Raw genomic sequence first — 11,133 nt, 5'->3', positions numbered from 1 at the left:
CGTTCCCGGAACGGCGGCGGCCCGTCCGACCTCGTGCGGCGGGTCAGGCGAGGGTGACCTCGACCGGGAGCCGCTTGATGCCGTTGACGAAGTTGGAGCGCACCCGCGGGACGTCCCCGGCGAGTTCGATGCCCGCCAGCCGCGGGATCAGCTCCTCGAACATGATGCGGATCTCGGTGCGCGCGAGCAGGTTGCCCAGGCACAGGTGGGGGCTGCCCTTGCCGAAGGTGACGTGGTCGTTGTCGCGGCGGGTCACGTCGAAGTCGTACGGATTGCCGAAGACCTCCTCGTCGCGGTTGCCGGAGGCGAACCACATCACGACCTTCTCGCCCTCCCTGATCCGCCTGCCGCCGAGTTCGACGTCGCGGGTGGCCGTGCGGCGGAAGTGGTAGACGGGGGAGGCCCAGCGCAGGAACTCCTCCACCGCGCCGGGGATGAGGGACGGGTCCTGCTGGAGGCGGGCGAGCTGCTCGGGGTGCTGGAGGAGGGCCAGCATGGAGTGGCTGATGGTGTGCCGGGTGGTCTCGTTGCCGGCGACGACCAGCAGCAGGAAGTAGTTGTCGAAGTCCTGCGGCGAGAGCGGCACCCCGTCGCGGGGGGTCTCGTTGACCAGCCTGGAGACCAGGTCGGTGCCGGCTCCGCCGCGCCGCTGCCGGGCGAGTTCGCGGCCGTAGGCGAAGACTTCCAGCGAGGCGGGCGAACGGAACGGCAGGTCGCGGTACTTCTCGCTCTCCGCGCTGTGCAGCAGGACGTCGGCGTAGTCCGGGTCGGTGTTGCCGATGATCCGGTTGCCCCAGTCGATGAGCTGCTGGTTGTCCTCCGGGGGCACGTCCAGGAGGCGGGCGAGCACGTTGATCGGGAAGTCGGCGGAGACCTCCTTGACGAAGTCGAAGCGGCCCTTGGCCAGGGCGGCGTCCAGCGTGGTGGCGGTCAGGCCGCGCAGGAAGTCGGCGTAGCTGTTGATCACGCCCGCGCCGAACTGGCGCTGGAGGATGCTGCGCAGGGCGCGGTGGCGGACCCCGTCCAGCTCCAGGATGGAGGCGCGCTTCTTGATCTGGTCGTCGTCGACCTCCTCCAGGTTCACGAACCTCGTCGAGGTGAAGGTCTCGGCGTCCCGGTCGACGCGGGCGATGTCGGCGTGCCGGGTGACCGCCCAGAAGCCGGAGTTGGGCGCCTCCTCCGGCTGCCAGTGCACCGGGTCCTGGTGGCGCAGGGTGTGGAACATCCGCCACGGGGTGACGCCGTCGGTGAAGTTGTCGAGGTCGGCCAGGTCCACCTGGTCGAGGGGCAGCGGTTCGTCGATGGCGCCGGAGGCGGGCGGCGTGGACGGCACGGTGGTCACGGTTGGTCTCCTCGGTCTCACAGGTGGTACGCGTACTCGGTGAACTCCCAGTCGGTGACGTGCCGTTGGAAGCGGGCGACCTCGTCGCGCTTGTACGAGAGGTAGGCGTCGACGAAGTCCCGGCCGAGCACCCCGGTCAGGGCCGGGTCCGCCTCCAGGGCGTCGAGCGCCTCGGGCAGGGACGTCGGCAGCAGCGCGGACCTGGCGCGGTCGTAGCCGTAGCCCTCCAGCGGGGCGGCGGGCTCCTCGCCGGCGAGGACGCCCAGCAGGGCCGCCGCGACGGTCCCCGCGATCAGCAGGTAGGGGTTGGCGCTCGCGTCCCCCAGCCGCAGTTCGAAGCGGCTGCCGGAGCCGCGCTCCGGCGGGATCCGGACCATGGCGCTGCGGTTGTCCAGCCCCCAGTCGATCAGCCAGGGGGCGAGGGTGTCGGGGCCGAAGCGCTTGTAGGAGTTGACCGTCGGGTTGGCCAGCGCCGCGAGCGCCGGGGCGTGGGCGAGGACGCCGGCCACCGCGTGGCGCGCGGTCGTGCTCAGCCCGTACGGCGCGGTCGGGTCCGCGAAGACGTTGCCGCCCGCGCCGTCCACGCAGGACAGGTGGAGGTGGAAGCCGGAACCGCCGGCGCCCTGGAAGGGCTTGGCCATGAAGGTGGCCAACCGGCCTTCCTTGCGGGCGAGTTCCTTGACTGCGGACTTGAAGCGGAAGGCGCGGTCGGCGGCCGCCATGGCGTCGGAGTGGTTGAGGTTGATCTCGAACTGGGAGCCGTCGAACTCGTGGTTGCCGTTGGTGATGCCGATGCCGAGGTCGCGCAGCAGGCGCAGGGTGCGCAGCAGGTGGTTGTCGGCGTCCGCGCGCAGCCCCGCCGTGTAGACCACGCCGGCGGCCTCGCTGTAGCGGCGCCAGCCCTGCGGCGTCCCGGGCGCGGCGTCGCACAGGAAGTACTCCAACTCCGGCCCCACGACCGGGTGCAGGCCGTGCTCCCGGCAGCGGTCGACGACCGTGCGCAGCAGGTCGCGGGGGGACTCCGGGGCGGGACGTCCGGTGGCCGGGTCGGTGACGTCGCCGAGGCAGCTGGCGACTCCGGGCTCCCAGGGCAGGGCGGCCAGGGTGTCGAGGTCGGGGCGCACGCAGATGTCGGGCAGGCCGGCGTCCAGGCCGCCGGGGACGGGGACCACGTCGCCCTGGGGGCTGGTGTGGTAGACGGCGCGGCAGAAGGCGAGGCCGTGTTCGCAGGCCGAGGGCAGGTGGTCCAGCAGGACGTCCCGGGCCCGTTCGGTGCCGATGAGGTCGGGATAGGTCACCCGGACCACGTCGATGCCCTGGGCGGCCAGCCGCTCCAGGTGGTGGCGGACGGGCGGGATGTCGGATGCGCTCACCGGTGTCTCCTCTGGGGGAAGTGGGGCGCCTCCCCGCGTTCACGGCGTCGGGAGGGCCAGGGCGCACGGCAGTGGCGGGGTGGGGGAGGGGGCGCGGCGGCTTCGGGCTGCGGGGTGGGGCAGGACACGCTCGCTCGCTGGTGGCAAACGGTAGGGACGCCGGTCGCTCTCCCGCAAGGGGTCTGCCCCAGAAATTTATCCATCCGGATAGCTCTTGACCAGAGGCCGGCTGCTTCCTATGTTATTTGACATCAAACGTTTTGGCGGTCGCTCGTCACCGCCTTCCTCGGCGGCCATCGCCCCCTGCCTCCGGCGTCCGCCGCCCCCTCGGCCGTGATCCGGCCCCCGCGGCCCCACGCCCCCCGCGATCCCCCCGATCCCTCCCTTTCCCGCGACGCTCCCCCACCACCAGGAGGACCGGCCATGAAGGTCGTCGTCGACATGAACAAGTGCCAGGACCACGGCCAGTGCGTCTTCGCCGCCCCCGACGTCTTCCGCTTCGACGAGGACGGACACCTCGCGTACGTCGCCCACCCCGACGAGGGCCTGCGCGCCGACGTCGAGGAGGCCGCCGACGTCTGCCCGCTCCAGGCCATCCGGATCGAGGACTGAGCCGTGACCGCACCCACCGCCGGGGCCGGCGCACCCACTGCCGGGGCCGGCACGCCGACCGCCGGGGCCGGCGCACCCGTCGTCGTGGCCGGCGCCTCCATGGCCGGGCTGCGCGCCGCCGAACAGCTGCGCGCCGCGGGCTGGGACGGGCCGATCACCCTCGTCGGGGACGAGCCCCACATGCCCTACAACCGGCCCCCGCTGTCCAAGGAGGTCCTGGCGGGCACGGCCTCCTTCGACTCGCTCGCCCTCCGGCCCCGGGCCGGCGTCTCCGACGTGCACTGGCGCCTGGGCACCGCGGTCGTCCGGGCCGACCTCGACCGCCGGACCGTCGAACTCGACGGCGGCGAGACCCTGCCCTACCGCGCCCTCGTCGTGGCCACCGGCATGCGCGCCCGGCGGCTGCGCTGCCCCGGCCCCGCCACCGGACGGCACACCGTCCGGACCCAGGCCGACGCCCGGGGGCTGCGCGAGGCGCTGACCCGTCCCGGCGCGCGGGTGGTCGTGGTCGGAGCCGGCTTCATCGGCTGCGAGGTGGCCGCCACCGCCGTCGCCCTCGGCGCTGCCGAGGTCACCGTCGTCGACCCGCAGCCGCTGCCCATGGTCGGCCCGCTGGGCGAACTGCTCGCCGGGTCGCTGCTCGGGCGGCACCGGCGGCGGGGCGTCCGCTTCGCCCTCGGCACCGGGGTGACCGGCTTCCGGGGCGAGGACCGGGTCACCGGGGTGGCGCTGGCGGACGGCAGGGTGCTGGACGCGGACGTGGTGGTGGAGTCGGTCGGCTCGGTGGCCAACACCGAGTGGCTCGAAGGCAACGGCCTGGACCTCTCCGACGGCGTGCGCACGGACGAGCACCTGCGGGCCGGCGGGCGGCCGGAGGTGGTCGCCGTCGGTGACGTCGCCCGCTTCCCCAATGCCCGGTACGACGGCGTCCCGCGCCGCGTCGAGCACTGGTCCATCCCCACCGACACGGCCAAGCACGCCGCCAGGGTGCTCGCCGCCCACCTCACCGGCGCCGACCACGGTCTCGCGCCGTTCGCCCCGCTGCCGACCTTCTGGAGCGACCAGCACGACTTCCGGCTGCAGTCCTTCGGCGCCCCCGGCCTCGGCCGGGACGACGCGCGCGTCCTGGCCGGCGACCTCGACGGCGACCCCGACGGGGACGTCCTGGTCGGCTACCACCGGGCCGGCCGCCTGGTCGGCGTCGTCGCCCTCGGCGGGCGGGGCGCCGCGGCGGCCGCCGCCCGCTACCGCGCCGAGCTGCTGCGGCGGCCGGACGTCGAGCAGCCGGCCGTAGCGCAGCCGGCTGTAGCGCGGCCCGCCCTCCCCCACCCCGCTCCCACCGCGTAAGGAACCCCAAGTGGCCAGTGTCCGTGGATACTTCCACCCCAAGACGGCGACCGGCGACTCGTCGCTGATCCCCCCGCCGCCGTGGCGCTACTCCGGCGACCTGCTCACCGTCGAGTACCGCACCGACCCGGCCCGGGTGCGCGAGCTGCTGCCCGAGCCGCTGGAACTCGCCGACGAGGACCCGGGCGCCGTCGCGCTGATCTGGGCCGACTGGCAGTCCTGCTCCGACTCCGGACGGGAGCTGCTCGACCCGGTGCGCGCCCAGTACAAGGAGGCGTTCGCCGTCGTCCGCTGCGCGTACCGGGGGCGGACGTACAGCCGCTGCGCGCACATCTGGGTCGACAAGGACTTCGCGATCGCCCGGGGGCTGCACCAGGGCTACCCGAAGAAGCTCGGCTCCATCCACCAGACCCGGCCGCACCCGTACGGGCCCGCCCCGCGGATCGAGGCCGGCGCCCGGTTCGGCGCGACCCTCGCCGCCGCGGACCGGCGCCTGGCCCAGGCCGTCGTCACGCTGCGCGAGCCGTCGGAGAGCAACGGCTTCGTCAACGGCCACCCGATGCTCCACCACCGCTGGCTGCCCTCCATCGAGAAGGGCAAGGGCCTCGCCCTGGACGAGCTGGTCGAGTCCGGCGCCGCCTCCTTCGAGGCCGGGCAGCCCTGGGTGGGCGACGCCGAGCTGGAGCTGTTCGAGGCGCCCACCGAGGAACTGGCCCGGCTGGAGGTCCGCGAGCCGATCGCCGCCTACTACCGGCAGGTCGGCGTGGTGTGGGACGGCGGCCGGCTGCTGGAGTCCGGCACCTCCGGCGCCGAGTGACCCCCCGCCGCACCGCCCACGAGGAACCCGGAGACACGAGGAAGCGCAGGACATGAGCGAACACACCACCACCGTCGCCGGGGTCGCCGTCGACACCCGGCACTGGATCGGCGGCGAACGCGTCGCCTCCGCTGGCACCTTCACCGACGTCTCGCCCGTCGACGGCGCCGTCCTCGGCGAGATCGCCCGGGGCACCGCGGCCGAGGCCGCCGCCGCGGTCGCCGCCGCCAAGGCCGCCTTCCCCGCCTGGGCGGCCACCCCGCGCGAGGAGCGGGCCCGCCTCCTGCACGCCGTCGCCGACGGCGTGGAGCGCCGGCTGGAGGAGCTGGCCGTCGTGGAGACGGCCGACAACGGCGCCCTGCTGCGCTCGCACCGCCGCGGCGTCATGCCCCGGGTCGCCCACAACTTCCGCTTCTTCGCCGACTGGCTGCTGCGGCTCGGCCACGAGGACTTCGACACCCGCGGCCACACCAACCACGTCAGCTGGGACCCGGCCGGCCCCTGCGTGCTGATCACCCCCTGGAACGCGCCGCTGATGCTGGCCACCTGGAAGGTCGCCCCGGCCCTCGCGGCCGGGAACACGGTCGTCCTCAAGCCCGCCGAGTGGTCGCCGCTGACGGCCTCGCTGCTCGCCGGGATCGCCGCCGAGGCGGGGCTGCCGGCCGGTGTCCTCAACGTGGTGCAGGGGTACGGCTCCGAGATCGGCGACGCCCTCACCTCGCACCCGGACGTGCGCCGGATTAGCTTCACCGGGTCCGTGCCGACCGCCCGGCGGATCGCCGCGTCGGCCGCCGCCAACCTCACCCCGCTCAGCCTCGAACTGGGCGGCAAGTCCCCGCTGCTGGTCTTCGCCGACGCCGACCTGGACCTCGCCGTCGACCTCGCGGTGGAGCAGTACGACAACGCCGGCCAGGTCTGCCTGGCCGCCACCCGCCTCCTCGTCGAGGAGACGGTCGCCGAGGAGTTCACCCGGCGCTTCGTCGAGCGGGCCGCACGCCTCGTGCAGGGCGACCCGCGGGACGAGGCGACCGACATCGGCCCCACCGTCCACCCTCGCCAGCTGGAGAAGATCGACGGCTTCGTCCGGCGGGCCGTCGCGGCCGGCGCCCGCACCGTGATCGGCGGCCGGCCCCGGGACGGCCGGTACTACGCGCCGACCCTGCTCACCGATGTCGCCCAGGACGCGGAGATCGTCCAGGAGGAGGTCTTCGGCCCCGTCCTGACCCTCCAGACCTTCGGCACCGAGGAGGAGGCCGTCCGGCTGGCCAACGACACCCGCTTCGGCCTGGCGGCCACCGTGGCCACCGGCGACCCGGAGCGCGCCCGCCGGGTCACCGCGCGGCTGGTGGCGGGCACCGTCTGGGTCAACTGCTTCTTCGTCCGGGACCTCCAGGCCCCGTTCGGCGGCTCCCGCCACTCGGGCGTCGGCCGCGAGGGCGGCACCTGGAGCTTCGACTTCTACTGCGACGTCAAGAACACCGTCACCTCGCCGAAGGGGTGGACCAGCCATGGGTGAGATCGTCGGGGCCGGCCTGCTGGCCCACGTGCCCACCATCGTGCTGCCCGAGGAGACCAGGCGCCGACTGAACGACGGCCGGGAGATCACCCTCGTCACCGGCCTGCGGCAGCTGCGCGAGGAGGTCTTCGAGCGCGCGGACTACGACACCGTCGTCGTCCTGGACTCCCACTGGGCGACCACCGTCGAGTTCGTGGTCACCGCCCAGCAGCGCCGGGCCGGGCTGTTCACCTCCGAGGAGCTGCCGCGCGGCATGTGCCGGATGCCGTACGACTTCCCCGGGGACCCCGAACTCGCCCGCGCCATCGCCTCGTTCGCCGACCGGCACGGCACCTGGATCACCCCGGTCGACGACGCGTACCTGCCGATCTACTACGCCACCGTCAACCTGTGGAAGTTCCTCGGCGAGGGCCTGCCGGACAAGCGCTGGGTGACCATCGGCGTCTGCCAGACCGGGGATGCCGAGGACCACCTGCGGCTGGGCCGCGCCCTGGCCGACGGCATCGCCGCCACCCCGGGGCGGCGGGTGCTGCTGATCGCCTCCGGGGCCCTGTCCCACACCTTCTGGCCGCTGCGCGAGCTGCGCGACCACGAGTCCGGCGATCCGGCGCACATCTTCACCCCCGAGGCGCGGGCGGCCGACCGGGAGCGGATCGCCTGGTTCAAGGAGGGCCGCCACGACCGGGTCCTCGACACCATGGACGAGTTCCGGCGCCACCGGCCCGAGGCCGGGTTCTCCCACTACCTGATGATGGCCGGCGCCCTCGGCGAGCGGGCCTGCACCGCGACGGCGCGCCAGTACGGCGAGTACGAGAACGCGATCGGCACCGGCCAGGCCCACCTCTGGTTCGACCGCCCGCAGGGCGGCTGGACGGGCACCGGCCCGTCCGCCGCCTCGGCCGGCCCGCGCAACCCCCACAGCCTCCGCTAGAAAGGCCCCGCCATGCCCGAGTACCGCCGCATCCTGCTCGACGGCGCCGCCGTCCAGACCGTGCGCGAGGGCGACGACCTGGTGGCCGGCGACGGCCGGCGCGTCGCGGCCGAGGACGCCCACCACCTGCCGCCCGTCGTCCCCTCCAAGGTGATCGCCGTCCACCTCAACCACCGCAGCCGGGTGGAGGAGTTCCGGATCGGCCTGCCCGACAGCCCCACCTACTTCCACAAGCCGACCTCGGCGCTCAACTCCCACCGGGGCGCGGTCGTCCGCCCCGAGGGCTGCAAGTGGCTCAACTACGAGGGCGAGGTCGCCATCGTGATCGGCCGCACCGCGCGCAACGTCTCCCCGGCCGAGGCGGGGGAGTACATCGCCGGGTACACCGTCGCCAACGACTACGGCCTGCACGACTTCCGGGACACCGACGCCGGCTCCATGCTCCGGGTCAAGGGCTCCGACACCCTGTGCCCGCTCGGCCCCGGGCTGGTCACCGACTGGGACTTCCACGGCAAGCGGCTGCGGACCTACGTCAACGGCGAGGTCGTCCAGGACGGCTCCACCGACGAGATGACCTGGGACATGCACTACCTCGTCGCCGACATCGCCCGCACCATCACCCTGTACCCCGGCGACGTGCTGCTGTCCGGCACCCCGGCCAACTCCCGGCCGGTGGCGCCCGGGGACCTCGTCGAGGTCGAGGTGGAGGGCCTCGGCCGGCTCGCCAACCGCATCGTCACCGGGCCGACCCCGGTGCGCACCGACGTGGGGGCGCAGCCCACGGAGTCGGAGGAGGTGCTGTCCACCGCCCTGGGCGGGGACTGGGAGTTCCGCGGCATCCGGCCGCCGAAGCGCTGACCGGTGCGCGCCGGTAGGGTCGATCACATGACCGATCCCGTCAAGCCCACCACCGTCGAGCGCGGCCCCCGCAAGCGCGTGACGAACTACGGGACGGGACGGACGGCCCTGCTGGACGCCGCCGTGCGCGTGGTGGCCCGGGGCGGTCTGCGCAAGCTCACCTACCGGGCCGTCGCCCAGGAGGCCGGTGTCACCCACGGGCTCGTCGTGCACTACTTCGGTACGCGGGACGCGCTGATCGAGGAGGCGCTGACCCACGCCATCCGCTCCTCGCTGAGCGTCAGCGCGCTCGGCGTCGGCACCGGCCCCGCGGCCGACTTCGCCACCGGTCTCGTGGAGATGGTCGAGTCCGGTCCCGAGGTGCAGGCCTTCCAGTACGAGCTGCTGCTGGAGGCCCGCCGCCGGCCGGAGCTGCTGCCGCACCTGCGCGGCCTCTACGAGGAGTACTTCGAGGCCAGCCGGAGCGAGTTGGGCCGGATCCTGCCCGGCCCGGTGAGCCGCGGCATGTCCCGGCTGGTCTTCGCCGCGCTGGAGGGCCTGGTGCTGCACCAGCTGGTCTTCGGTGAGCGGGAGGCCACCGAGGAGGCGCTGGCGGAGCTCAGGGGCCTGCTGGCCGGGCTGGCCGAGGAGCCCGACGGGCGCTGACGCCGCGTCGCCCCACCCCCTTTTTTCCTGCTTCCCGACCCCTTGTCAAACGCATGGCGCCGCCCCACGATGAGGCAACTCGTTTGACCTTAAACGACCTTCTCCGGACCTTCCCCCACTTCGACCTGGCAGGTGATCCGTGTGGACAGTCGGACGACGTCCTCCGAACGGACCGAGCGGGACGCCCCCACCGCGGCCACGCTCAAACCCAACGCCCTGGGTGTCCTGGGCATCCTCTTCTTCGTCCTCTCCGGCCAGGCCCCGCTGACGGGCATCGCCGGCGCCGCCCCGATCTCGGTCGCCCTCGGCAACGGCTCCGGCACCCCCGCGGCCTACGTGGTGGCCGGGGCGGTGATCCTGCTCTTCTCCGTCGGGTTCATCGCCATGGGCCGGCACGTCGTGGACGCCGGAGCCTTCTACACGTACATCGGCACCGGCCTCGGCCGGGCCGCCGGCGCGGGCAGCGCGAGCGTCGCCCTGTTCGCCTACTGCGTCATCCAGGCGGCGATGTACGGCCTGTACGGCTCGATCGTCAGCGGGCTGGTCTCCGACCACACCCCGCTCCACCTCCCGTGGTGGGTCTACACCCTGGTCACCATGGCCGTGGTGCAGGCCCTCGGCGCCCTGGGCATCGAGATGGGCGCCAGGGTGCTGGCCGCGTTCGTCCTCGCCGAGTTCAGCATCCTGCTGGTCTTCGGCGTGGTCACCCTGGTCAAGGGCGGCGGGCCGGAAGGGCTCGGGGTGGCCGAGAGCTTCTCCCCGTCGGCCGCCCTCCAGGGCGCGCCGGGCGTCGCCGTGATGTTCGCCCTGGCCTCGATGTTCGGCTTCGAGGCCACCGCCATCTACGGCGAGGAGGCGAAGGAGCCCAAGAAGACCGTACCGAGGGCGACCTACCTCTCGGTGACCGTGGTCACCGTCTTCTTCGCCCTCACCTCGTGGATGCTGATCTCCGCGTACGGCGCCGCCAAGGCCCCCGCGGCGGCCGCCAAGGCGGTGGCCGCCGGGGACTCCGCCGGGTTCGTCTTCGCCCCCGTGGCCGACCTGTTCGGCGGCTGGATCGGCGGCGTCCTGCCGGTCCTGCTCGCCACCTCGCTGTTCGCCGGCGTCCTGACCTTCCACAACTCCGCCAGCCGGTACCTGTTCTGCCTCGGCCGGGACCGGCAGCTGCCCGCACCGCTGTGCCGGCTGAACCGGCGGCACGCCCCGGCGGTCGCGGGCCGGGTGCAGACCGCCATCGCCGTCCTCCTGGTCGTGCCCTTCGCGCTGGCCGGCAAGGACCCGGTGCTCACCCTCTTCTCCTGGTTCAGCGGACTCGCCGTCCTGGCGATGATGCTGCTCTACCTGCTCACCTCGGTGTCCGTCGTGGTGTACTTCCGCCGCCGGCGGGTCGACACCAGGCTGTGGAACACCGTGATCGCCCCCGTGCTGGGCGCGCTCGGCATCGCCGGTGCCATCTGGCTCATCCTGGCCAACTTCACCACCCTGATCGGGGGCGAGGCGGGCACCGCGCTGTGGCTCGTCCTGTCCGTGCCGGTCGTCATGGCGCTCGGCGTGGCCAACCAGCGCATCCGGCGCCGACGCACCGGCTGACGCGCCCCCCAGCTGACGCTTTCCCCGGCGCGCGCCCGCAGGCAGGGCGCGCGCCCCCCCCCCCCCCCCCACCTGCGCCCGGTGTCGTTTAAACAAAAACGA

Annotated in this window: 10 protein-coding genes; 8 read left to right on the top strand and 2 right to left on the bottom strand. The window is 73.6% G+C overall.

The features are described 5' to 3' along the window. Positions 1 to 43: 43 nt before the first annotated feature. The gene (locus ACFRQN_RS09885) at positions 44 to 1,333 is read right to left on the bottom strand and encodes a cytochrome P450 (protein WP_117491489.1); all 1,290 of its coding nucleotides are present in this window, start codon (positions 1,331 to 1,333) and stop codon (positions 44 to 46) included. Between the two features lie 26 nt (positions 1,334 to 1,359). Beyond that, positions 1,360 to 2,715, bottom strand: a complete 1,356-nt coding sequence (locus ACFRQN_RS09880; protein WP_380739544.1) for a glutamine synthetase family protein — start codon at positions 2,713 to 2,715, stop codon at positions 1,360 to 1,362. Between the two features lie 423 nt (positions 2,716 to 3,138). On the opposite strand from ACFRQN_RS09880, the gene ACFRQN_RS09875 reads away from it, so the two are divergent. The 8 genes from ACFRQN_RS09875 to ACFRQN_RS09840 all read left to right on the top strand — a co-directional run bounded on the left by ACFRQN_RS09875 (position 3,139) and on the right by ACFRQN_RS09840 (position 11,031). Then, positions 3,139 to 3,327, top strand: a complete 189-nt coding sequence (locus tag ACFRQN_RS09875; RefSeq protein WP_049656520.1) for a ferredoxin — start codon at positions 3,139 to 3,141, stop codon at positions 3,325 to 3,327. 84 nt (positions 3,328 to 3,411) lie between these two features. Continuing rightward, positions 3,412 to 4,674, top strand: a complete 1,263-nt coding sequence (locus ACFRQN_RS09870) for an NAD(P)/FAD-dependent oxidoreductase (RefSeq protein WP_380739546.1) — start codon at positions 3,412 to 3,414, stop codon at positions 4,672 to 4,674. A 10-nt stretch (positions 4,675 to 4,684) separates the two neighbouring features. Then, positions 4,685 to 5,491 carry an acetoacetate decarboxylase family protein gene (locus ACFRQN_RS09865; RefSeq protein WP_049650716.1) on the top strand — a complete coding sequence of 269 codons (807 nt, stop codon included), beginning with the start codon at positions 4,685 to 4,687 and terminating at the stop codon, positions 5,489 to 5,491. A 52-nt stretch (positions 5,492 to 5,543) separates the two neighbouring features. Further along, the gene (locus tag ACFRQN_RS09860; RefSeq protein ID WP_380739542.1) at positions 5,544 to 7,007 is read left to right on the top strand and encodes an aldehyde dehydrogenase; all 1,464 of its coding nucleotides are present in this window, start codon (positions 5,544 to 5,546) and stop codon (positions 7,005 to 7,007) included. Continuing rightward, positions 7,000 to 7,938: a 3,4-dihydroxyphenylacetate 2,3-dioxygenase gene (locus tag ACFRQN_RS09855; RefSeq protein WP_117486940.1), complete on the top strand. Its 939-nt coding sequence runs from the start codon at positions 7,000 to 7,002 to the stop codon at positions 7,936 to 7,938. Before ACFRQN_RS09860 ends, ACFRQN_RS09855 begins: the two co-directional genes overlap by 8 nt. 12 nt (positions 7,939 to 7,950) lie before the next feature. Then, positions 7,951 to 8,796, top strand: a complete 846-nt coding sequence (locus ACFRQN_RS09850; RefSeq protein ID WP_117486939.1) for a fumarylacetoacetate hydrolase family protein — start codon at positions 7,951 to 7,953, stop codon at positions 8,794 to 8,796. Positions 8,797 to 8,823: 27 nt separating this feature from the next. Then, positions 8,824 to 9,441 carry a TetR/AcrR family transcriptional regulator gene (locus tag ACFRQN_RS09845; protein ID WP_049650720.1) on the top strand — a complete coding sequence of 206 codons (618 nt, stop codon included), beginning with the start codon at positions 8,824 to 8,826 and terminating at the stop codon, positions 9,439 to 9,441. A 141-nt stretch (positions 9,442 to 9,582) separates the two neighbouring features. Beyond that, positions 9,583 to 11,031 carry an APC family permease gene (locus ACFRQN_RS09840; protein WP_049650721.1) on the top strand — a complete coding sequence of 483 codons (1,449 nt, stop codon included), beginning with the start codon at positions 9,583 to 9,585 and terminating at the stop codon, positions 11,029 to 11,031. Positions 11,032 to 11,133: the final 102 nt, after the last annotated feature.

Source organism: Kitasatospora sp. NPDC056800, from assembly GCF_042789775.1.
GTDB lineage: Bacteria > Actinomycetota > Actinomycetes > Streptomycetales > Streptomycetaceae > Kitasatospora.
This window is presented reverse-complemented; position numbering and strand designations above follow the sequence as displayed.

Coding starts and splice junctions, on each gene's coding strand:
- ACFRQN_RS09860 (WP_380739542.1), top strand. CDS start 5,544: ATGAGCGAACACACCACCACCGTCGCCGGGGTCGCCGTCGACACCCGG.
- ACFRQN_RS09855 (WP_117486940.1), top strand. CDS start 7,000: ATGGGTGAGATCGTCGGGGCCGGCCTGCTGGCCCACGTGCCCACCATC.
- ACFRQN_RS09845 (WP_049650720.1), top strand. CDS start 8,824: ATGACCGATCCCGTCAAGCCCACCACCGTCGAGCGCGGCCCCCGCAAG.
- ACFRQN_RS09875 (WP_049656520.1), top strand. CDS start 3,139: ATGAAGGTCGTCGTCGACATGAACAAGTGCCAGGACCACGGCCAGTGC.
- ACFRQN_RS09850 (WP_117486939.1), top strand. CDS start 7,951: ATGCCCGAGTACCGCCGCATCCTGCTCGACGGCGCCGCCGTCCAGACC.